At 68.2% G+C, this 21,575-nt stretch carries 18 protein-coding genes; 9 read left to right on the top strand and 9 right to left on the bottom strand.

The annotated features are described in order from the left end of the window. Positions 1 to 125: 125 nt before the first annotated feature. Complete coding sequence (locus ABZX61_RS03250) at positions 126 to 3,641, bottom strand: hypothetical protein (protein WP_355191101.1); 3,516 nt, start codon at positions 3,639 to 3,641, stop codon at positions 126 to 128. A 227-nt stretch (positions 3,642 to 3,868) separates the two neighbouring features. Between ABZX61_RS03250 and ABZX61_RS03245 the strand changes: the two genes are divergently transcribed. Next, positions 3,869 to 4,873 carry a LacI family DNA-binding transcriptional regulator gene (locus tag ABZX61_RS03245; protein WP_355191099.1) on the top strand — a complete coding sequence of 335 codons (1,005 nt, stop codon included), beginning with the start codon at positions 3,869 to 3,871 and terminating at the stop codon, positions 4,871 to 4,873. Positions 4,874 to 4,936: 63 nt separating this feature from the next. On the opposite strand, the gene ABZX61_RS03240 is transcribed toward ABZX61_RS03245, so the two are convergent. Then, entirely contained in the window at positions 4,937 to 5,317 is a 381-nt protein-coding gene (locus tag ABZX61_RS03240; protein WP_350728579.1) for a helix-turn-helix domain-containing protein, read from the bottom strand. A 146-nt stretch (positions 5,318 to 5,463) separates the two neighbouring features. Here ABZX61_RS03240 and ABZX61_RS03235 point away from each other — a divergent pair, with 146 nt between their 5' ends. Continuing rightward, positions 5,464 to 5,868 (top strand): RidA family protein, encoded by a 405-nt coding sequence (locus ABZX61_RS03235; protein WP_355191097.1) that lies wholly within the window; start codon positions 5,464 to 5,466, stop codon positions 5,866 to 5,868. A 34-nt stretch (positions 5,869 to 5,902) separates the two neighbouring features. Here ABZX61_RS03235 and ABZX61_RS03230 read toward each other — a convergent pair whose 3' ends face one another. Then, complete coding sequence (locus ABZX61_RS03230; protein ID WP_355191095.1) at positions 5,903 to 6,550, bottom strand: response regulator transcription factor; 648 nt, start codon at positions 6,548 to 6,550, stop codon at positions 5,903 to 5,905. 4 nt (positions 6,551 to 6,554) lie between these two features. Further along, positions 6,555 to 7,685 (bottom strand): histidine kinase, encoded by a 1,131-nt coding sequence (locus ABZX61_RS03225; protein WP_355191093.1) that lies wholly within the window; start codon positions 7,683 to 7,685, stop codon positions 6,555 to 6,557. Between the two features lie 160 nt (positions 7,686 to 7,845). Between ABZX61_RS03225 and ABZX61_RS03220 the strand changes: the two genes are divergently transcribed. The 4 genes from ABZX61_RS03220 to ABZX61_RS03205 all read left to right on the top strand — a co-directional run bounded on the left by ABZX61_RS03220 (position 7,846) and on the right by ABZX61_RS03205 (position 12,731). After that, entirely contained in the window at positions 7,846 to 8,559 is a 714-nt protein-coding gene (locus ABZX61_RS03220; RefSeq protein ID WP_355191091.1) for an ATP-binding cassette domain-containing protein, read from the top strand. Continuing rightward, entirely contained in the window at positions 8,556 to 9,317 is a 762-nt protein-coding gene (locus tag ABZX61_RS03215) for a hypothetical protein (RefSeq protein WP_355191090.1), read from the top strand. Before ABZX61_RS03220 ends, ABZX61_RS03215 begins: the two co-directional genes overlap by 4 nt. A 196-nt stretch (positions 9,318 to 9,513) precedes the next feature. After that, positions 9,514 to 9,930: a hypothetical protein gene (locus ABZX61_RS03210; RefSeq protein ID WP_355191088.1), complete on the top strand. Its 417-nt coding sequence runs from the start codon at positions 9,514 to 9,516 to the stop codon at positions 9,928 to 9,930. Further along, a complete protein-coding gene (locus ABZX61_RS03205) occupies positions 9,927 to 12,731 on the top strand; it encodes a tetratricopeptide repeat protein (protein WP_355191086.1) in 2,805 nt (934 codons plus the stop codon). The genes ABZX61_RS03210 and ABZX61_RS03205 overlap by 4 nt, the downstream gene beginning before the upstream one ends. A 140-nt stretch (positions 12,732 to 12,871) precedes the next feature. Here ABZX61_RS03205 and ABZX61_RS03200 read toward each other — a convergent pair whose 3' ends face one another. Then, positions 12,872 to 13,087, bottom strand: a complete 216-nt coding sequence (locus ABZX61_RS03200) for a hypothetical protein (protein WP_355191084.1) — start codon at positions 13,085 to 13,087, stop codon at positions 12,872 to 12,874. Positions 13,088 to 13,453: 366 nt separating this feature from the next. Between ABZX61_RS03200 and ABZX61_RS03195 the strand changes: the two genes are divergently transcribed. Continuing rightward, complete coding sequence (locus ABZX61_RS03195) at positions 13,454 to 14,305, top strand: aminoglycoside phosphotransferase family protein (RefSeq protein ID WP_355191082.1); 852 nt, start codon at positions 13,454 to 13,456, stop codon at positions 14,303 to 14,305. A gap of 612 nt (positions 14,306 to 14,917) precedes the next feature. Here ABZX61_RS03195 and ABZX61_RS03190 read toward each other — a convergent pair. After that, entirely contained in the window at positions 14,918 to 15,343 is a 426-nt protein-coding gene (locus ABZX61_RS03190; protein ID WP_350728571.1) for a MarR family transcriptional regulator, read from the bottom strand. A gap of 91 nt (positions 15,344 to 15,434) precedes the next feature. On the opposite strand from ABZX61_RS03190, the gene ABZX61_RS03185 reads away from it, so the two are divergent. After that, the gene (locus tag ABZX61_RS03185; protein WP_355191080.1) at positions 15,435 to 16,166 is read left to right on the top strand and encodes an SDR family oxidoreductase; all 732 of its coding nucleotides are present in this window, start codon (positions 15,435 to 15,437) and stop codon (positions 16,164 to 16,166) included. Between the two features lie 529 nt (positions 16,167 to 16,695). Here ABZX61_RS03185 and ABZX61_RS03180 read toward each other — a convergent pair. Next, on the bottom strand, positions 16,696 to 19,338 hold the full coding sequence (locus ABZX61_RS03180; protein ID WP_355191078.1) for a tetratricopeptide repeat protein: 2,643 nt from the start codon (positions 19,336 to 19,338) through the stop codon (positions 16,696 to 16,698). A 9-nt stretch (positions 19,339 to 19,347) separates the two neighbouring features. Next, a complete protein-coding gene (locus ABZX61_RS03175) occupies positions 19,348 to 19,761 on the bottom strand; it encodes a hypothetical protein (RefSeq protein ID WP_355191076.1) in 414 nt (137 codons plus the stop codon). Between the two features lie 428 nt (positions 19,762 to 20,189). On the opposite strand from ABZX61_RS03175, the gene ABZX61_RS03170 reads away from it, so the two are divergent. Next, the gene (locus tag ABZX61_RS03170) at positions 20,190 to 20,762 is read left to right on the top strand and encodes a Pycsar system effector family protein (protein ID WP_355191074.1); all 573 of its coding nucleotides are present in this window, start codon (positions 20,190 to 20,192) and stop codon (positions 20,760 to 20,762) included. Positions 20,763 to 20,800: 38 nt separating this feature from the next. On the opposite strand, the gene ABZX61_RS03165 is transcribed toward ABZX61_RS03170, so the two are convergent. Beyond that, complete coding sequence (locus ABZX61_RS03165; protein WP_355191072.1) at positions 20,801 to 21,571, bottom strand: hypothetical protein; 771 nt, start codon at positions 21,569 to 21,571, stop codon at positions 20,801 to 20,803. Positions 21,572 to 21,575 lie beyond the last annotated feature (4 nt).

Here is a 21,575-nt window from a genome sequence, read left to right as displayed (position 1 = left end):
AAGATCGCGGAGCGTGTCAATCACCGCGTTATCCCGTATCGGCCGCCGAATTCGCGGTTTTCAGGGCGTGCGCCATCCCGGGTTCGCCTTTCTGGGGCGAACCCGGGACGGCCCGGCCTAGACGTTCAGACGCGGCACGTGACTCGCCGGTAGTCGAGCTCACGGTCCTGGTAGGCGAAGTTCCCGCCGGCGTCCAGGTACGACGCGGAAACCACCGCGGTTCCGCCGGCGAGTTCCTTGCCCGTGCCGGAGAACGTGTGCAGGACCGCACGGCCCGGCGCGACCCGCGGGTACGCCTTCTCGCCGAGCGGCGTCACGAGGCGGAGGTCGACCGGCACCTTCTCCTGGTTCATCGCCACGACCGTGAGGCGCGGCGGGGAGGACAAGCAGGACGACAACGCCGTGGCCTTCACCCTGACGTTGCCCGCGGGGGCCGCCAGCAGGCGCAACGGCCGGAACTTCGCGGGGTCCTTCGACTCCGCCACGCCCTTGCCCCACGTGCTCCATCCGCGCCGGCCGGCGCCGTCGTTCTCGTTGACGGCGACGGTCGCCGAAAGGAGCCCGTTGCCGGGTTTCACCCCGATCGCGCCGAACGGGACCGACAACTCGTACGTGGTCGTCCTCGCGGCTTCGTCACGCGTCACCGCCGACGCGAGCCCCTCGGTCGCGGCGTTCGCGGGCAACCAGCGCGCGAGATCCACCGGGCCGGCGCCGGTGAGCGCCGTGCCGATCTCACTGACCGGCACGGCGCCTTCGCCGGGCCATCCCGGCGTCGTACCGAGCTGGACGCTGTCGCCCTGCCAGATGTTCATGGCCCGAGCGGGCTGGGCCTGCGCGTTGTCGGTGATCACGGCGGTCAGGTACAGGCGTTCGGTGTCGTGGGTGAGCCAGAGACGGCCGCTGTGGTCCCCATCGCCCGCCCAGCCGCTGATCACCTGCTCGGCCGCACCGAGCGTCTGCGCAGGAAGGACCGACACGGCATCATCGACCTTGCCGTCCACCTGCACCGGGCGGAACGCCACATCGACCGGATCCGCGCCGACGAGGGTCCCACGCGCGGTGGCGGTCGCGTCACCGGTGGCGGCGGCGGTCCAGGCACCGAGCTCGGACAGCGGCACGTCGACGGAGACGCTGTCGTCGCCGGCGACAGTGGCGCCGGGCAGCGCCCGGCCGCTCGACGAGCCCACGGTCCAGTCGATCCCGTCGATCTTGACAGGTTCGGCGCCGCGGTTCACGAGGGTGAGGCGCAGCAGGCCGGCCCCGGTGGCGTTGAGCGCGTGCGTACCGGTGAGCCCGAGCCGGGCCACCACGTCGGCGGTCGCCGCGAGAAGCCCGACCGTGCGATCGCCCTCGCGGACCTCGGCGGTCCAGGTACGCGTCCCCACGCCCGCCGGCGGCAGCGTGACGGCGACCGACCGGGTCTCACCCTTCGCCACCTGCGCCGACGTCGTGCCTGCCTCGGTTCGCAGGGACACGTCCAGCGCCCGGTCCCCCGCGGTGACCGTCCACTTCGCCGCGGGCGCAAGACCCTCGATGGCCTGGTCGACCGTGAGTGCGTACGGCGACTGCGCGGACACCTCTCCCACCTCTCCGGTGAGATACACCGGGTCCTTGCCGACGGCGACGTGGACCCGGCCGTCGGCGTCCGGCCGCAGCGTCGCCTCGGCGCCGTAGAGGTCGGTCACCTTGACCTCGCCCGCCGCCTTGATGCTCCAGGTCTCCGGCTTCAGCGCCCACAGGGCCTGCATGCGCGTGGCGGCGGGCTCGCCGGGGCGGGCGCCGAACTCCACGCCGTAGCGCCCACTGCCGAGCGCCGGCACCTGCCGGACCTCGCGGTCGTCGGTCTGGCGCGTCAGGATGCCCTGCGCGACGAAGGCCGGCTTCGGGGTGTACGCGCCTCGGGGGTCGTTCTCGTTGCGGATGATGCCGAAGCGGTGCTCGGGATTCTTCGGGTCGGTGCCGTCGTCCTTGAAGTCGTAGACGGTGTACTTGCCGATCCCCTTGCCGAGGGCCAGCAGTTCCGCACGGGACAGATTGCGGGCCTGCGACTTCTCGTCGGCGCCGAGCGGCGTGTCGGAGGTGTGCCATCCGTGCTCGCTGAGCCAGATCGGCATGTCGCGGTGCCCGGCAGCGTCGAGTTTCGCCCGGATCACCCCCACGTGATCCATGAACGACTCCGGCTCGGCGGCGAAGTCGTAAGGGTGCGTGGTGAAGGCGTCGAGGTCGTCGAGGCCGCCGGCGGCGATGAAGTCGTCCACCCACTTGGACCATTCGTCCATCGGGGCCAGCGCCGGACCGGCCAGCTTCGCGCCGGGATGAGCCGCGCGGACCCGATCGGCGGTCGTCGCCAGCAGCGCCGCGTAGTTCGCCGCGGTCGCGCCGGCGGGCCCGGTCCGGTCGCGCAGATTCCACTCGTTCCACACCTCGTAGAAGGTGTCGTCCGTCCCGAACGTGGCGACCGAGACGTCGGCGTAGTTCGCGAACGCGTCCCGCCCGGCCTGCGTGGCCGGCGCCTCGCCCTCGTGGTAGAGGCTGTTGCCGTACGCGAGGATGTCGAAGAACCGGAGGTTGTTGCTCGACAGCGCGGCGGTGTACGCGTCCACCTTCGCGGGGAAGTCGATCGTGCCCTTGACCTTCTCCGCCTGGGCCCAATAGGCCTCGTCCCGGGCGAAACCGGCTCCCGCGTCGGCAATGAGCGGGATGGTGTCGGTGGACCAGGCCTGCCCGTAATGCGTCGCGACTCCGATGCGCTCCTCGCGCGCGTCGGACGCGGGGAGCACCGACACGTCGGTGCCGCCCGCGACGCGGCGACCGTCAGGCTGCACGGCCACGAGATCGACCGAGTACCAGCCGGTGGGCAGTTCGCCGAGCGTCAGCGTGCCCCCCAGCTGCGAGGTCTCCTTCGCACCGGAGGTCACCACGGCGTTGTCGATGTCGCGTACGGTCCACTCCAGGGACTTCGCCGCGGTGTGGGCGCCGAACGACACCTCCTGCCCGGTGGTGAACGCGTTACCGGTCGTCGTCGGAACGATCGCGAGGTCGGGCGCGGGGCCCCGCACGGTCACGTCGTCCACGTCGATCGTCGCCGTCGGGCCGTTGACGACGCGGAACGCGTCCACCAGGAGCGACAGGTGCTTGAGCGGCCCGTGCCAGACGCCGTCGTTCGCACCGCCCCAGTGGAGGTACTCCGCCGCGCCGGCCGGGGCGAAATCACTCACGGTGACGGTCTGCCACTGCGATCCGGGAGTGAGCGGGCGAGTCTGCTGATGCGCCTGCCCGGTGCTGTCGATCATCCGGACGACGATGCCCTTCAGCTGGGTGCTGCGCAGGGCGAAGGTCAGCGAGCGAGCGTCGATCGAGGGGATGCCGCGCGCCAGCTCCGCGGTCCCGCTGGGCGCGTTCACCTGGAGACGGGCTGCGCCGCTGCCGCTCGCCGGCGCCTCCGAGGTCACGGTCAGCGACACGGTCGTGCTGCCGCTGGTCGCCGTGAACCAAGGGGTGACGCCGTTCTCGAAGTCTCCGAGTACGACGTCGCCCGGTGCGGCCTGGGCCGGTGTGGCCGGTGCGACGAGTGTCGCGACGGCGACACCGAGCGCGACCAGCCCGGAGACGACCGCTCGGCGTAATGGACTCCCTGTCAATCGGCGGGCTGGGGTGGGGCCAATCGACATGCTCACTCTCCTCGCTGGACGGCGACATGACCATGGTTGCGAAACCGATTTCGCAGTGAGCGAAGTGTGAGCGGCGGCCAAGGTCACTGTCAAGGAGCACTTTCCGGACGACGCGCACGCCCGCGGGAGGCCGCCCGGTCTCCCCCCGCGCCTCCAACCGGAGCGGGTCATTGACGCGCCTTCGGTACAATCGGCCGGTGCCGTCCAACCGCAAGGGCAGTGTTCGGCTGAGTGATGTGGCTGCGATTGCAGGAGTGTCGCTCTCGACTGCCTCGAAAGTGCTCAACGGAACGGACCGGATTTCCGAGGCGACGCGCGCGCGGGTGCTCGCCGTCGCCGAACGCCTCGACTTCAGGCCAAATGCGCTCGCGCGTTCCTTCGCGCTAGGCCGCAGCCGCACGGTCGGCGTGCTCACCCACCGCGCGGACAGTACGTTTTCCGGGCCCGTGGTCATAGGCGCGGTCCTGCAACTCGGCAGGCTCCAACAAGCCGCCCTCGTCTTCGACGAAGACGTTCTCGTCCATCGCGAGATAACCGAAAGCATCCGCCAGTTCCAGGCTCGCCAAATTGACGGACTCATCGTCATCGGGGACGGGCACGAGCGCCGATCACCGTCGATCACGCACCATTTCACCGTGCCGGTGACGTACGCCTTCGCGGCCTCCGACCACCCCGAAGACGTCGTCTTCCTGCCGGACAACGAGGGTGCGGGAGCTCTCGCCACCCGCCATTTGATCGAACGCGGGCACACACATATCGCGCACCTCACCGGCGATCCGTCGAGTATCGCCGTAGGCCTGCGGGAGCGCGGCATGCTCAGCGCGCTGAATGAGGCCGGGCTCCGCCCTGCCGCTCCGACGCGTTATGGCTCCTGGACCGAGGGGTCGGGAGTCAAGGCCATGCAGGAATTGCTCGAGTCCGGCGCGAAGGTCGACGCGGTGTTCTGCGGCAATGACCACATCGCCCGCGGCGTACTCGATGTCTGTGAGTCCAAGGGTCTACGCGTACCTCAGGATCTGGCAGTTGTCGGGGTCGACAACTGGGAGGGAATCATCGTCGACCAAGGGGTCCGGCGGCTGACGACAATTGACCTCGAGCTCAGGTCCATGGGACAACTCGCCGCCGCGAACGTTCTCGCCGACGACCGCACTCCGGGGGAACATTACGTCCCTCCCACACTCGTGCTCGGCCCGTCGTCTTAATCAGGCATTTTTCCGCCCCTGATCCGGTTGATCAGGCTGCCTGCCGCCGGCCTACGTGAGCAGTCAGGCGTCGAAGCCGCGGCGGGCGGCCTCGATGTGACCGAAGTACTGGTGGGTCCAGCCGCAGATCAGGTCGACCGTCGCCCGCAGGGCCTGGCCCGGCTCGGTGAGGGTGTACTCCACCCGCGGCGGCACGGTGGGGTACACCTTTCGCTCGGCCAGGCCGTTGCGCTCCAGCATGCGCAGGTTCTGGGTGAGCATCTTGTGGCTGATGCCCTCGACCTCGTCCCGCAACTCGCTGAAGCGCAGGGTGCGCTCACCGAGCGCCTCGATGATCAGCAACGCCCACTTGTTGGCGACATCCGAGAAGATCTCCCGCGCCAGGGAGTCCGCGCGCCTCAGATCCGCCTCATCGGACGAGCCCATGAACTGCTTGGTCACCATCTGGTTCCCCAGTCACTGAAAAGTTCGTTCTTCCACGTCAGCGAACACTCTCCTATGGTTTCCCAGTAACTGCAAGAGACCACGAAGTCGGGTCGTCCGCCGCCTTGCGCTCACCCGACGCAACGAAAAGACCGATGGGAAATCTCATGGCCGTCTCGCTCATCAACCCTGACCAGCATGTCCGAGTCCCGATCTACCACCACGTCGCGGTGGCGACGGGTAGCAAGCAGGTCCACATCGCCGGACAAGTCGCCTGGGACGAGAACGGCGAGCTCGTGGCACCGGGCGACCTCACCGGACAGGTCGCCCAGGTCTACCGCAACGTCGCCAAGGCGCTGGACGCGGCAGGAGCGACGTTCCACGACGTCGTCCGCTTCACGTGGTACGCCGCAGGCTGGAAGAGAGAGATGTACGACGCCTTCAACGCGGGAATCGAACAGGCGGCCCTCGAGTTCGATCTCGCCACGCCGCCGCTCGCGCTGATCGGGGTCGACATCCTCTTCGAGCCCGGCATTCTCATCGAGGCCGAGGTCACCGCCATCATCGATTGAGGGGCGTACAAGCGTCATGCGGGGCGTGTCCGCGTCAGAGGAGGCCGGCGTCGCGGACCTTCATGGCGACGTGGACCCGGTTGTCGGTGCCGAGTTTGGCGAAGATGCGGGTGATGTTGGCCTTCACGGTCGCCACGCTGACCGACAGGCTCGCGGCGATCTCGGCGTTCGAGGCGCCCCCGGCCACCTCGATCGCGACCTCCCGCTCCCGCTCGGTGAGCACCGCCAGCTCCGCCAGCGCCCGCGGCCGGCGCGGCTCGTGGCCGCCGGTGGCGGCCGCGATGACCTGGCGCGCCACGCTCGGCGACAACACCGGCTCACCCCGCGCCACGGCCCGCACGGCCTCGATCATCTTCGGCGGCGGCGCGTCCTTCAGCAGGAAGCCGTGCGCGCCGAGCCGCAGGGCGCGCAGCACGAGGTCGTCGGCGTCGAACGTCGTCAGCACCAGGATCCGGGGCGGCGCCGGCCGGCTGAGGAGCAGCTCGGTGGTGACGAGGCCGTCCTGCTCCGGCATGCGGATGTCCATCAGCACGACGTCGGGCCGCAGGTCGCGGATCACGTCCATGGCCTGCTTGCCGTCCCCGGCCTCGCCGGCCAGGTCGAGATCGGGCTCGCCGCCCAGGATGAGGCGCAGCCCCGTGCGCACCATCGGGTCGTCGTCCACGATCACCACTCTGATCACGGGTTCAAGCCTCCCACGGCAACCGGGCGTCCAGGACAAACCGCCCATCTCGTACGGCGTGCGTGAGCGTGCCACCGGCCATCCGGGTCCGTTCCGCCAGCCCCACCAGCCCCAGCCGCCCTCCGGGCCCCGTGGGAGCGCCGGGCGGGGCCGCGTTGCTCACCCGGATCCGCAGGCCCTCGCCGGGCCGTCCGCCCAGCTCGGCCGTCACGGGGCTGCCCGGCGCGTGCTTGCGCGCGTTCGTGAGCGCCTCCTGCACGATCCGGTACGCGTGCCGCCCCGTCTGCGCCGGCAACGCGTCGCGGCAGGAGATGGCGTCGTCCACCTCGACCCGCTGCCCGGCGGCCCGTACCTCGTCGAACAGGGCCTCCAGGTGCGCCAGCGTCGGCTGCGGAGGCGCGAGGCCGTCCTCGCGCCGCAGCGTGCCGAGCACGGCGCGCAGCTCGTTGAGCGACTGGTGCGCGTTCTCCTGGATGGCCAGCGCGGCCTCGCGGGTCTGCTCGGGAGACAGGTTCTCGCGGTACGCCAGCCCGCCCGCCAGCATCGCCAGCAGCGAGATCCGGTGCGCCAGCACGTCGTGCATCTCCTGGGCTATCTTGAGCCGCTCCTCCAGCTTGGCCTGTTCCACCCACTGCGCCTGCGCCGCGACCACGGCGGCCTGCCGGGCGGCGGCCAGATCGCGCCGACCGGCCAGGTAGAGCCCGAACAGGGTGCTCCCGGCCAGGATCACGGCCGCGGCCACCGCGTACACGAGAGTCAGCAGGCGGTTGTCCGACCACCGGGTGGAGGACACGACGCACAGCCAGAACACGACCGCCACCGTCGCCGTCTGCCGCCAGCGCCGGTACGCGGCCAGCGACCCGTACGCGACGACGGCCGGGCCGAGCGCCGTGAAGGAGAAGGCGGTGGCCAGCGCCGTGGCCAGCGCGGTCTGCCACGGCCCGCGATGCCGCCAGCGCAGCAGGACGAGCGCGGCGACGCCCAGGGCCATGTCGACGAACGCCTTGGGGGGAGGGGTCGAGGACGCGCGGGCGGCCAGCACGATCAGCGTCAGGCCGAGGGGCAGCGCGGCGAGCAGGTAGGGCAGCACGGCGGCCATGCGGTCGGGGCCGGGGCCGGGGGAGGAATCGTGCACGGCTCCAGCCTAAAGAGCGCCGGCCTGCGGTTTTAGCGACCTGGGTCTACCGTCGTGCAGACCTGGGTCCACATCCGTCCGCGAGGTCTGGACCCGGGGCGGTGTGGTCGTCGCCCCAGGTCCGATGAGCGGGCGGGTCCCGTTCCTGTGGACTTGCACCGTGATCGAATTCCAGCGCGTCAGCAAGGCGTACAAGGGGGTGACGGCCCTCGACGACGTGTCCTTCACCGGGCCTCCGGGCGCCGTCACCGGCTTCCTCGGCCCCAACGGGGCCGGAAAATCCACCGCTCTGCGCATCCTGACCGGGCTCACCCGGCCCACGTCGGGCTCGGCGACCGTGTTCGGCCGGCCGTACGCGCGGCTCGACCGCCCCGGCTACGACGTCGGCACGCTGCTCGACGCCGGCGCCCACCATCCCGGCCGCAGCGGCAGGGAGGTGCTCACCCTGGGTGCGCTGATGCTCGGCCTGCCCAGATCGCGCGTCGGCGAGGTCCTGGAGATGGTGGGCCTGTCCGGGCGCGAGAGCGGGCGGGCCGTCGGCGGCTACTCGCTGGGCATGCGCCAAAGGCTCGGCATCGGCCACGCGCTGCTCGGCCGGCCGCGGGCGCTCATCCTGGACGAGCCCGTCAACGGCCTCGACCCGCAGGGCATCCAGTGGATGCGCGGGCTGCTGCGCGACCTGGCCGACGGCGGCTGCGCGGTGCTGCTCAGCTCGCACCTGCTGCACGAGGTCGAGCAGGTCGCCGACCACGTCGTCATGATCGGCCGGGGCCGGGTGCTGGCCCAGGGCACGGTCGCCGAGCTGAGCCGGGGCCACGGCCTCGAACGGACCTTCCTCGACCTGACCTCCGACGCCGACAGGAGCCCCGCGTGACTCGCGAACCGGAGCCCGGCACGGGCCGCATCCCCTTCGGCCGGTTGCTGCGGGCCGAGACCCGCAAGCTGTTCGACACGCGCAGCAGCATGATCATGACGGGGGTCCTGGCCGTCCTGGCGGTCGCGCTCGTCGCCGGCCGGGCCATCGTACTGACCGGGCCGCCGAAGCTGTTCACGCTGGCCAGCAGCGCGGCCATCGCGCTGGGGATCCTGCTGCCCGTGCTGGCCGTGCTGACGGTGACGGCGGAGTGGAGCCACCGTACGGCGCTGACGACGTTCGCGCTGGAGCCGCGACGGGCGCGGGTCCTGGCGGCCAAGTGCCTGCCGGCACTGGGCACGGCCGTGGTGGCATGCCTGTTCGCGCTGGTGGCGGCGGTGCCGGCGACGGCCGTCGCGGCGGCGGTACGGGGTGTGGAGGCATCCTGGTACGTCGCCCCGCAGACCGTGCTCGGGTGGATCGCGGTGATGGTGCTGATGACCGCGCAGGGCCTGGCGATGGGCCTGCTGCTGCTCAACGCACCGGCGGCCATCGTGATCTGCATGGCCGGTACGGCGCTGTGGAGCTTCGTCGCGCAACTCGGCGGGGCGGGCGAGACCCTGGCCGCGTGGCTGGACCTCAACGCGACGACCAACCCGCTCATGGGCGGGGCTTGGACGTTGGAGGCCGCCGCCCGCCTGGCCACGTCGGTGCTGGCCTGGATCGTCATCCCCGGCGGGCTCGGGGTTCTGCGCGTCGTCAGAAAGGACGTGAACTGACGGCTCTACCTGCTCGGTTTCGGCCAGACGCCCACGGCCGGAACCAGATAACGGACCCTCAGATCATGATCGTTCGGTTGTCGGAGTAATGCGGAACGTGTCCATGGCGATAGCCGGACAAGGGGGCGGGCCTGAGATGTTGAGTGAGGCGTTGGCGGCTCTGGCGGCGGCGGGTGGCACTGCGCTGGTATCGGCGATGACCACTGATGCGTGGACGTCGGCCAAGCAGGGCTTCGCCCGGCTGCTGAGCCGGGGCAAGCACGACCGGCAGGAGATCGCCGAGCAGCGGCTGGAGCGCTCACGGCAGGAACTGGTCGGCAGCACCGGCGCCGAGCTGGATCGGATCCGCAGCGAGCAGGAGGCGGCGTGGCGGGTGCGGCTGAGTGATCTGCTGGAGGACGATCCTGCCGCCGAAGCCGAACTGCGGGTGCTGGTCGCGACGTTCGGCACATCGGCCTCCGCCTCCGGGCCGCGCTCGATCTCGATCGGGAACGACAACACAGGGATCGCCTCCAGCGGCGACAACGCGACGAACGTGCAGCTGCGGGCAGAGGCCTCCGGGTCGGGCCGCGTCTATCAGGCCGGACGCGATCAGATCATCAACGAACGATGACGGCCGGCGATCCTGGGCACCAGCACCCGCTGATCCGGTTGGAGGCCGCTGCCTCCGAACAGGGCCGGGTTTATCAGTCTGCGCATGACCAGATCATCCACGAGACGGTACTGCCAGAGGCGGCGCTGAGGCCGGTCACCGAGGTGGCCGCCCCGCCCCGGCTGGTGAATCTGCCCCGGCACACGCGCACGTTCGTGGGGCGCGGCGAGGAACTGGCCGCGCTGGAGGCGGCGTTGCAGGGCGGGGGTGAGGTGGTGGTGGCCGCGGTGCACGGCCTGGGCGGGGTCGGGAAGTCCACGCTGGCCGCGCACTACGCGCTGACGCAGGCCACAGGCCGTCACCCGGCAAAGGGCAAGGCCGGCGACGAGCTCAACCCGGTGTGGTGGATCAATGCTGATTCCGGCCAGGAGGTGCAGACAGGCCTGGCGAGCTTGGCGGCCGCTTTGCAGCCGGAGCTGGCTACGGCCTTGCCGTTGAAGGCCTTGGCCGAGCGGGCGACGGCGTGGCTGGCCGCCCACCAGGGGTGGCTGCTGGTGCTCGACAACGTCGTCGACGTGGCCGATGTGCGGCCTTTGCTGGAACGTACCCTGACCGGGCAGGTGCTGGTCACCAGCCGGCTGAGCGAGGGCTGGCACCGGCTGGACGCTCAGGTGCTGCGCCTGGACGTGCTGAGCGAAGGGGAGGCGCTCGACCTGCTGGCCCGAATCGCCGCCCCCGGCCTTTCCCGCGACGGCCTGCAGGCCGACCCCGGTGGGGACCTGCCCAAAGTCCTGGAGGGGGCGGTCGAGCTGGTGCGGGAGCTGGGCTGCCTGCCGCTGGCGATCGAGCAGGCGGGTGCGTACCTGCACCAGACCCGGCTCACCCCGCGCGCCTACCTGGAGCTGCTGAGAGCGCAGCCGGCGGTGATGTACGACCGGGCCGCCCGCGGAGCCGACGCCGAGCGCACCATCGCCCGCATCTGGCGCCTGACCCTCGACCACCTGGCCGCTGTCCCGCTGACCGGGCGGCTGCTGCGCATCCTGGCCTGGTACGGCGCCGAGCCGATCCCCCGCACCCTCCTGGCCGGTCTCGACATCCCGGCACAGGATGTGCACCACGCGGTAGGCGAGCTGGCCGCCTACAACATGATCAACCTCGACAGCGAACACATCACCGTGCACCGGCTGGTCCAAGCCGTCGCTCGCACCCCGGACCCCGGTGACCCGCACCGCCAGGCCGCCGACATCGACACCGCCCGCGACCAGGCCACCAGCCTGCTTTTCGCCACCGTCCCCGAAACGGGCAAGGACCCGGCCGACTGGCCGACCTGGCGAACCCTGCTGCCGCACATCACCGCTCTGACCGACCACGCCTCCCCCGATACCGACAGCACAACCACCGCCGTCCTGCTCAACAACACCGGCCTGTTCCTCAGCGATCAAGGCGCCATCACCCGCGCGATCGGCTGTCTTGAACGAGCCGGTACGGCGTTCGAGCGGGTGCTGGGAGCTGATCATCCCGCCACCCTGACCTCCCACGACAACCTTGCCGGCGCCTACCGGGCGGCGGGGGATCTGGGCCGCGCCATCCCCCTGTACCAGGACACACTGGCAGCCTGTGAGCAGGTGCTGGGCCCGGACCACCCCTCCACCTTGACCTCCCTCAACAATCTCGCCGGCGCCTACCAGATGGTGGGGGATCTGGAGCGGGCCATCCCCCTGTACCAGGACACGCTGGCGACCTGCGAACAGGTGCTGGGCCCGGACCACCCCTCCACCTTGACCTCACGCAACAACCTCGCCTACGCGTACCAGATGGCAGGGGATCTGAACCGGGCCATCCCACTGCACAAGGCGACGCTGGCCGATCGAGAGCGGGTGCTGAGGGCCGACCACCCTGACATCCTGCAATCCCGCAACAACCTCGCCGGCGCCTACCGGATGGCGGGGAATCTGGGACAGGCCATCCCGCTGTTCGAGGCGACGCTGGCCGATCGAGAACGGGTGCTGGGCACCGACCACCCCCACACGCTGACCTCCCGCAACAATCTCGCCGGCGCCTACGAGGCGGCTGGAGATCTGGGCCGTGCCATCCCGCTGTATCTGGGCACGTTGGCGGCCTGTGAGCGGGTGCTGGGCCCGGACCACCCCGACACCTTGTCCTCGCGCAACAGCCTCGCCTACGCCTACCAGATGGCGGGGGATCTGGGACAGGCCATCCCGCTGCACGAGGCGACGCTGGCCGATCGGGAACGGGTACTGGGGGCCGACCACCCTGACACCCTGCAATCCCGTAACAACCTCGCCCACGCCTACGCGTCCGCGGGGGACCTCGGCCGCGCCATCCCGCTGTATCAGGACACGCTGGCGGCCTGTGAGCGGGTGCTGAGCGCTGACCACCCCGAGACTCTGATCTTCCGCAACAACCTTGCCAGCGCCTACGTGTCGGCGGGGGACCTCGGCCGCGCCATCCCGCTGTTCAGGGCCATCCTCGCTGACAGGGAGCGAATTCTGGGCGCTGATCACCCCGCCACCCTGACCTCCCGCAGCAACCTCGCCTACGCCTACCAGATGGTGGGAGATCTGAGCCGGGCCATCCCGCTGCACGAGGCGACGCTGGCCGATCGGGAACGGGTGCTGGGCGCCGACCATCCCGAAACCCTGTCCTCACGCAACAACCTCGCCTACACGTACGCGTCCGCGGGGGATCTGCGCCGGGCCACCTCCCTGTACGAGGCTGCTCTCGTCGGCTGCGAGCGGGTACTCGGCGTAGATCATCCGTTGACGAAGACCGTACGGGGCAGCCTGGCGGCGCTGAGATAGGGCATCGCGAGCAGTCGCCCATCCGTCTCCGAGTTCCCGGGCAGAGCCGCCCTGGCAGAGTTGTCGTAGATCGGGGATGTGGCTGTACAGCGTGCCCGGCGAGACACCGAGCAGCTTGGCGATCGAGTTTCTCCGGCTCGCTACGCACAGCAACTCCGAGTGACAACGGTGTGACGGCCGCCGGTGCGGTCGCGGGTGCCGGCGACGATGAGCTCGCGGATGAACTCGGCCAGTGCGGCGAAGACGTGGAAGATCAGGCGTCCGCCGGGGGTGGCGTCGACGTTCTCGTGCAGTGAGGTAAGCCGGTGGGGTTCGCCGACCATGGCGATGAGGCCGGCCAGAGAACGGCGGGACAACCAGGGTGTAGGCCTTCGGCCAGGAAGGCGCGGCAGGCCGCCGGCTCGGGCCGCTCGGCGGTCTTGCCCGACTTCTTGTCGGCAAAGACGCGACCTGCAGCCGACCGCCTTCAGCGCATCGACTCGGCGTTCGAGATTCTGGCTGCCGGTGGAAACGCGGGCGTATCAGCTGCGGATCTCGCCGCAGTGGGCGGGAAGGCGGCCAGTCAGGGTGATGGCCCGGCCCAGCTCCCCAGCCGCAGATCGCCGATTCAGTCGCGCCCTGCCCATCGCGCCACCGCGGCTCAATCGACGACTTGGTATGGTGCGCAGGTTGCACCGCTTGGAGGGCACGGCAGCACTCAAGGGAGAGGACACCAGGCGAAGATGCAGGCGTCAGAGTTCCCGCGTGCGGTGGCCGCGGCCACGTCGACCGCCTCCTCACTTGGCCTGACCACCGACGACGCGATCGTTCTTCATGACTCGAACAAGCTCACTCTGCGCCTGCTGCCTTGTGACGTCCTGGCCCGGGTGGCGCCTGTAGCGCATCAGGTCGCACAGTTCGAAGTCGACCTTGCTCAGCGGCTCGCCGACTCCGGGTGCCCTGTGGCTGCTCTTGAGCCTCGAGTGGAGCCACGCGTCTATGAGCGTGATGGCTTCGCGGTCACGCTGTGGACCTACTACGAACCCGTGACACCTCAAGAGGTCTCACCAGCCGACTACGCCGATGCGCTCAAGCGACTCCATGCCGGCATGCGCGAACTCGATGTCCCGACGCCGCATTTCACGGATCGAGTCGAGCAGGCTCAGCAACTCCTGGCGAATCGCGACCAAACTCCGGCGCTCGCCGACGCGGACCGGGAGCTGCTCGACGACACGTTACGAAGCCTGAGACGAGTGATCGGTGAGCGCGGCGGCGCCGAGCAGTTGCTGCACGGCGAGCCGCACCCGGGCAACGTGCTGACCACGAAGAACGGGCTACTGTTCATAGACTTCGAGACATGCTGCCGTGGGCCTGTCGAATTCGACCTCGCCCATGCGCCCGAAGAAGTCAGCGAGCACTATCCAGGTGTCGATCAAGACTTGCTGCGCGAATGCCGGATCCTCATGCTGGCGATGATCACAACGTGGCGCTGGGATCGAGGCGACCAACTCCCGAACGGGCGCCGGCTGGGTACGGAGTGGCTCAGCCAGATCCGAGCAGCGCTCGACCGCAAAGGGCTGGATACCCCTCGCTGATCGCGGGCCTTTGAGGTGATTCCGACCTTGGCCGGTCGTGGTCGAGATCCAGTCGCATGTCGGCGGCTCGATCACCGATTCGGACTCCGTCCAGACAAGGCGAACGTCGCCGGTCGCCCGACCGGGGCCGGCGTCAAGGAGATCACGGAGGGGCCAGTGTCACTTGCTGCTGCACAGCCCAAGATCGGTACGCTCCTCATACGTGATCATGGGATCGGCTGCAGCGGATGGCGCGCCCGAAACGCAGAAGGACCTGCGTTTCCGCAGGTCCTTACCCATCTTCGATGGAGATCGCGAGTGCCCCCTGCAGGATTCAAACCTGCCCACCCGGCTCCGGAGACCGGTCGAAAGCTGCCGAGACCGGCGAATCACTCCCCCTATCACCTGACATTCGGAGCCGCCGACTCCCCGCTCTATGTGCACGTCAGCGGCCCCGTGTTGGCGCGATGCGACTGTCTGATCAGGGGACGGCTGTCGTTACTTGCCGAAGTTGTCAGTTACTCACGCTTGTTGTCCCGGAAGCCGGTGTAAATCGGGGGGGTGCGGTGGCGGTTCGGTGTGATCGGCTTTGCGGGGCTGGTGGCGTGTTGGGGTCGGAGGTGGCCGCTGAGATCAGGGACGTAGTGCTGTTCTGGCGGATTGGAGCAGGTGGACGAGGCTGTCGCGTTGGGTGGTGGGCCAGGAACTGAAGCGGGTGGTCAGCGTGGTGTTGATGGCCTGCTGGAATTGGCCGGTGACCGCCTCGCCCTGGGGGGTGAGGTGGACGCGGCTCATCCGGCGGTCGTTGGGGTCGGGTTGGCGGGTGAGCAGGCCGCGTCGCTGAAGCCGGTCGACCAGGCCGGTGATGTTGGTCTTGTCACAGTGCAGCAGGGCCGCGAGCTCGCCGAAGGACGGCTGCAGATGTTGGGCGAAGCACAGCAGTTGCGCTTGCTGGGGGGTTAGTCCCAGCCGGCGGCTCGCCGTGCTGAACAGGCCGTCGATCTCCATGAAGACGCCGATCAGCGTCTCGACGAGTTCGTCATCGGGTGCGGCGGCCATGGCAGGCAGTCTACTACCTGGACAGTTGACACCCTCTACCAAATTAGTCGATGCTGTGGACTATCCATAGGATCGACCAATTGGAGGGGTTATGCGTATCGAGGATCGGGTCGCAGTCGTCACCGGCGGATCGCGTGGCATCGGACGGGCGATCAGCGACCGGCTCGCCGCGTCGGGGATGCGCGTCCTCATCGGCTCCCGCGACCAGGAGACGGCCGCGCAGGCGGTGGACCAGATCAAGGACGCGGGCGGGCTGGCCACCGCGGTCCGCACTGACATCACCCGCCCCGAGGCGGTCAAGGAGTTGTTCGACGCGGCCGAGAGCCAGTACGGCCGGGTGGACGTGTGGGTGAACAACGCGGCCACGGCGACCGCTGGGCCGCTGGCTCGCGCCACCGATGAGGACTTCGACCAGTATCTGCACGCCAACGTGCGGTCCGCGTTCGTGGCTCTGCGCGAGGCCGCGCAGCGCATCAGCGACCACGGCCGGATCATCTTGATCTCTTCCGCGCTGACCGTGTCGCCGCTGCCCGGCATGGCGCTGCTGGCCGCAAGCAAGGCCGCCGGTGACCAGCTCGCCCGCACGCTGGCCTGGGAGGTGGGCTCCAGATCCGTCACGGTCAACAGCGTCCTGCCCGGCCTGACCCGTACCGACGTCATCGACACCGTGCCCTCGCACGTCATTGACGACGCCAAGGCCCGCACACCGCTGGGCCGCCTGGGCGAACCAGCCGACATTGCCGACGTCGTCGCGTTCCTGGCCTCCGATGCCGCCCGCTGGATCACCGGCCAGACCATCAACGCCGCCGGGGGCATGATCTGACGAGTTGGCGCTGAGCCAGGGCCGAATAACGCACAATCCTAAAAACCTTGGCCACGATCACCGGACCGTCCGCAAACTGGTCACGCGGTCGCGTTGATGGTCTGGTGCTCGGCAGGGTGGAGCGGGGCGGCGTGTCCGGGGCGCGCAGCAGGGCGGCGTGCACGCGCCGGTAGCCGTAGGTCTCGTGCGAGTCGGCGAAGATCTGCCTCGTGTGGTGGACCGTGAAGACGGTCCACCACTGGTCCACAACCTGCGAGCGGCAACGAGAACGGGCGGGACTCCGTGAGACTGGAGGCCCGCCCGTATCTACGATGTTCGCCCTGCTCAGCGGCCGAAACCGCCGGTCAAGATCGAGTGCCCCCTGTAGGATTCGAACCTACGCACCCGGCTCCGGAGAGCATTGCAGGTTTGCTGGTGGACATGACCTTGACCAGGGCCGATGCATGAATGCCACTCGATCAAGGCCATGGATGGCCCACACGTGGCCCACAGTCATGCAGAGAGCCTCCTGCCGACGTCGGTTACGGCGTCACACGCGACTGGCCTCCCCTGCCCTGCTCGGTATGGTGGACGGCGTGCTGCGGACGCTCGCCTGAAGGACTGTTAGATGCTCTGCAGCCGATATGGCCTCGGCAGCCCCAATGCGTTGGTAGATGGCTACTGCCAAGCGCAGCTCAACGAGTGCGGCTTGCTGCTGGCCGGAGCGTGTGAGGCATTGGGCAGCTCCTTCGAGAGCATGTGCCTCGTCCAGAGGACTCTGCACCTTACGTGCCAGTTGCAGAGCCTGCCGGTATGCGACAAATGCTTCCTGTATTCCAGCGGAGTCTGCCAGGAGAGCACCGGTACAGTTCAGGACTTCGGCCTCGCCTTGGTCATCACCGAAATGGTGGAACAGTGTCCGGGCCTCCTCCAGTAGGTCGGCCGCTGCCGAGTATTCCCCGGATAGATGTCGTGCCTGGCCCAGAAGCCGGAGGGCGTTGGCTTCGCCGTGGCCGAAGTCGAGGGCTTGGTAGAGGGTCAGGGCCTGCTGTGCCAGGTCGGCTGCCGCTTGGAACTCCCCGGTCATGACCCGTACTTGGCTAAAAACCAGCAAGGCTTCGGCTTCGCCATGCCGGGCGCCGAGGGAGCGATATAAGGCCAGAGCCTGCTCTGCCAGATCCGCCGCCGCCTCGTAATTCCCCAGCGAACATCGTGCCCGGCTCAAACCTCGGAGCGCGTCCGCTTCACCTTTCCGGTTACCGAGGACGCGATAGAGCACCAGCGTCTGCTCAGCCAAGTCGGCTGCCGTTGAGTACTCCCCGAGCGTATGCCGGACCCTGCGGAGATTGGACAGCGCACTGGCTTCGCCGAGGCGGTCACCGAGAGCACGATTCAAGGACAGCGCCTGTTGGATCAGGTCAGCTGCTCCCCCATAATCTCCGTACGCTACGTGCCGGATCCAGCTCTGGGCCTGTAGAGCCCGGGCTTCGCCGTGTCGGTTGCCGAGGGAACGGTACAGGGCCAGAGCCTGCTCTGCCAGAACGGCCGCCAGCTCGTATTTTCCTCTCAAACGCCGTGCCTGACTGAGATTCAGCAAGGCATTGGCCTCCCCGTTCCGATCACTGAGCGAGCGATACGAGGCCAGTGCCTGCTCCGCCAGGTTTTCTGCTGTCGGGTAGGCCCCCATTCCGCTTCGGGCCCAGGACAGATTCTGTAGGGCATCGGCCTGGGCGAGACGATCGCCGGTGTGCTGTGCGGCGGTGAGGGCCGCCTCATGGAGAACGGCGGCCTGGTCCCAGACGCCCTCCTGAGAAAGGAAGGAAGCCATGGCCTTAGCGAGACGGATGACATAGGAGTCACGCACATTGATCGCAGCAAAGCTGGCACAAGCGAGTAGGTTGGAGCGTTCGGTGCGCATCCAGGTCAGCGCGTGTTCACGGTCAGCGAATTCCGGCGTCATGGCAGAAGCATCGATCAGGGCGGCGGCACCGGGGCGAGGATGCTTGATGAGACGGTCAGCGGCCTCGGCGGTGCACTGGTAGTAGGCGCAAAGGCGGTCGGTTGCGTACTCGCGTTCCTCAGTTGGATCCTGGGCTGCGAGGGCTTGGGCGTATGCGCGCAGGAGGTCGTGCAGACTGTAGCGCCCAAGCGCTGGTTCATCGATGAAGTGGCTGGCATACAGAGCATGGAGCTGGCGACGGGCCTGGACGACGGAGATGTCATCGAGGGCGGCAGCGGCGTAGGGATCGAAATTGGAGCCGGGGTGCAGGCCTAAACGGCGGAAGAGGCGCTGCTGGTCCAGAGACAAGGAGCGGTAAGACAGGTCAAAGGCGGCCGTCACCGCACGGTCGCCTGCTTCGAGTTCACCCAGCCGATCCTGAGCAGCGGCGAACGCATCCGCGAAGGCGGCGACATCCCACGCGGGATGGTGAGCCAGGCGGCCAGCGAGCAACGTTATGGCCAGCGGTAGATAGCCACATCGTTCAACCAGATCGACAACAGCATCGCGCTCTTGCCTTACAGGCGTCCGACGGGCCACGCGAGTGAATAGCTCAAGTGCCTGACCAGACGGCAGCATGGCCAACGAGAGCGGCTCGGCACCAGGGAACGCGATCAGACGTCGCCGGCTGGTGACCAAGACCACGCATGCCGCCGCCCCGGGCAACAACGGTTCTACCTGGGCATGGTCGGCCGCGTCGTCCAAGACCAGCAGCACCTTCTTACCGGCTAGACGCCCGCGCCACCGCTGCGCTCGCCCCTCCACGCTTCCAGGGATCTCGCCCTGAGGCATGCCGGTGCAGGCCAGCAAATCTCCGAGCACGTCACGGGGGTCGGCGGGCTGCTGACCGGGGGTGTGAGCGTGCAAGTTGACGAACAACTGCCCGTCCGGAAAAGCGTCAGCGAGCACGTGCGCGGCACGGGTTACCAGTGCGGTCTTCCCCACGCCGGGCATGCCATCGATGGTGTAGACGGCCACCAGGCCAGATGTTCTCGATGCGGCAGCGATGAGCCATTGCAGCTCGGCGTCACGGCCGGTGAAGCCCACCACGTCCCGAGGTAGGGTACGCATCGTCACTGCAGGAGACGGTATGGGACCGGTGTAGATCGTTTGATCTCGACCAGCAATGATCTGCCGGGCTTGGCTCTCGGCGACTGCTTCGATGCGCACTTGGGCGGGCTCGGACTCCCCCATCCCGCCTACTCACGATCCGGTGATGTGCTGATCTCGGCCGGCGATGAACTGCCACGACTGGTCGTGAGCATGGGCGTTAATGATCTGCTGGATACGGGACTGCTCGCTGGAGAGCAGTGAGGGAGTCAGATGCTCATCCAGCAGGCGCTGTAGCTGCGAGCCGATGGTCGGGTCCTCATCGAGGATCTGCTGCAGCCGCAGCCGCCATATCCCTGCCAGGGCCTGCTCTGTGTCAGGATCCACCCGCTCACGGGCGGCGAGAACCTGAATTTGGGTCGCTTCCAGCTCGGCTTGCACGGTCTCGGCCTGTTCGGAGCGGACCTTGCGCCACCAGGCCACCACTGCGGTACGGGTCTGTTGCCAGGCATCGGTGGCCATCGCCCCCACCAGGGCCGTAGCCGCTGCCAACACGATCGGATCCATCCAACACTCCTTCGCGGACAAACTCCGAGAAATCCACTGTAGGCAGGAGAAGTCGCTTGCAAGGAGGCATCACTGAGACACGGTCTGAAATTGGTAGCGACAGAAGCCGCCTGGCCGATGTCTACCCAGCTCATTCTTGCGCCAGAAGCCCGCCGCCGGAAAATGACGAAATTAGTGCCAGAGCCAGTTTTCACGTGTCGTCGACACCGGAGAGGGTTGGAGGTTTGCCGCTGGGCATACCCTCGACCAGGGGCGACCTATCAATGCCACTTGATCAATGCCATGGTTGGCCCACATGTAGCCCACGATCATGCAGAGAGCCTCCTGCTGAGGTGGTGTACAGCAGGCGCGAAGAGCATCACGGGCTTCAACTCACGGCGGTCGTGGAATGCTCTGCGTTGTGATCGCCCCCGGCGAGGAGGTTTCTCGTGTTCCACAAGATCGTGCGAGCCTTCACCCAACCCCCTGCAGGCGAACGACAGGCAGCCGAGGACGATGCGTGCGCTTACGGAACACAGTTACTCAAAGAGGCCCGTGAGGAACTCAACCGTGCGGACGCCAAAGCCCAGGTCCTCCTCGGCATCGTCGGCATCGGCCTTGGCGCCGTCGCAGGCGGCCTGCTTGCGGGAAACTGGTCACCTTTCGAGATGTCCAATACCGTCGAATGGCTGTGGTGGGTTGGGGCAGCGGCAGCCCTGGCGTCCGTGGTCGTGCTCGCCGGCGCGGTCTATCCGCGCCTTGATCGGCGGAAGGGGAACGGCGCCGTCATGTACTACGCCGATATCTTCCACCTCGACTCCCCGGCGACCGTCGCCGGCGCTCTCATGCGGTCCTCGACACTGGACCTGGAGCGGGTCGCTGATCAGCTGTACCGGGTCAGCCACATCGTCGGGCAGAAGTATCGCCTTATCCGCTGGGGATTCTGGCTGCTCCTCGGTGGAATGGCGGCCACGGTGAGCGCGGCGCTCATCAACGTCGTGCTCACCGGATCTTCGCCGTGACCGCGCGGTCGCTGGATGGCGCCGCTCCGGCGAGCACCTTACGCTCGGCCTACCAGCAGCGTGTCGTCCTCCAGCGGCGGAACGGGCAGGCCGAGGAGTTCCAGGGTTCTGCGGAGTACAGTTTCGTTGCGGACGACGAAGTTGAGCATGTCCACCGTCTCGTAGCGCTGCATGATCGAGTCGACGGTGCCGAGCAGTTGTTGCGCTCCCTGCTGCCGCTGCTCGACGAGCTCCGCGATGATCTGCGGTAGTTGCTCCGGGGAGACAGCCAATTTGATCGCGTGCTCCACCTGGGCGCTTCCCACCACGGTGGTGAGAAAGTCCTGCCACTCCTGCCGGACCTCGTCAGTGCTCTTGATCCGGAGCAGCGCGGCGTCGGCGTCGGCTCTGATGTCATGCTGTCTTTTGTGGGCGGCCCGGTTGAGCTGGCGTATCTCCTCGGGAACGTTGACCTCGGCTCTGACCGCCCACCGGTAGACACCTGTCATCGAGCCTGAGATCGCCTGGAGTCTCTCGTTCGTGGCCTGCTCCGCCGCGCCCGGCGCGGTGATCTCGAATCGCCGGGTGGTCGAACGTACCTCCTGACACGCGCGCTGGAGGACCGCCTCCGCCTCGGGCATTTCATCACTGAACAGAGCTGAGGTCCGTTTCCCGCCCGAGGTCGCGGTACGGAACAGGGTGACGGAGAAGTCGTAAGCGTCGCCCTTGGCGGGCGAGGACAGCACGAACGGCTCGATGTCGATGGGCGGTTCGGCCTCGGGCTGGTTCTGCTGGACGCGGTAGAGCATGGGTGCCAGCCATTTGCGCATGAGA

The sequence above is a fragment of the Nonomuraea sp. NPDC003709 genome (assembly GCF_040610775.1).
GTDB classification, from domain to species: Bacteria; Actinomycetota; Actinomycetes; order Streptosporangiales; family Streptosporangiaceae; genus Nonomuraea; species Nonomuraea angiospora_A.
The sequence above is the reverse complement of the archived record's forward strand: the minus strand, read 5'-3'. Positions and strand labels throughout refer to the sequence as shown.

Bases quoted from the DNA above. Each gene is read 5' to 3' on its own strand.
- ABZX61_RS03240 (WP_350728579.1), bottom strand. From the start codon at position 5,317: ATGGTGACCAAGCAGTTCATGGGCTCGTCCGATGAGGCGGATCTGAGG.
- ABZX61_RS03235 (WP_355191097.1), top strand. From the start codon at position 5,464: ATGGCCGTCTCGCTCATCAACCCTGACCAGCATGTCCGAGTCCCGATC.
- ABZX61_RS03210 (WP_355191088.1), top strand. From the start codon at position 9,514: ATGACCACTGATGCGTGGACGTCGGCCAAGCAGGGCTTCGCCCGGCTG.
- ABZX61_RS03205 (WP_355191086.1), top strand. From the start codon at position 9,927: ATGACGGCCGGCGATCCTGGGCACCAGCACCCGCTGATCCGGTTGGAG.
- ABZX61_RS03195 (WP_355191082.1), top strand. From the start codon at position 13,454: ATGCAGGCGTCAGAGTTCCCGCGTGCGGTGGCCGCGGCCACGTCGACC.
- ABZX61_RS03190 (WP_350728571.1), bottom strand. From the start codon at position 15,343: ATGGCCGCCGCACCCGATGACGAACTCGTCGAGACGCTGATCGGCGTC.
- ABZX61_RS03185 (WP_355191080.1), top strand. From the start codon at position 15,435: ATGCGTATCGAGGATCGGGTCGCAGTCGTCACCGGCGGATCGCGTGGC.
- ABZX61_RS03180 (WP_355191078.1), bottom strand. From the start codon at position 19,338: ATGGGGGAGTCCGAGCCCGCCCAAGTGCGCATCGAAGCAGTCGCCGAG.
- ABZX61_RS03175 (WP_355191076.1), bottom strand. From the start codon at position 19,761: ATGGATCCGATCGTGTTGGCAGCGGCTACGGCCCTGGTGGGGGCGATG.
- ABZX61_RS03165 (WP_355191072.1), bottom strand. From the start codon at position 21,571: ATGCGCAAATGGCTGGCACCCATGCTCTACCGCGTCCAGCAGAACCAG.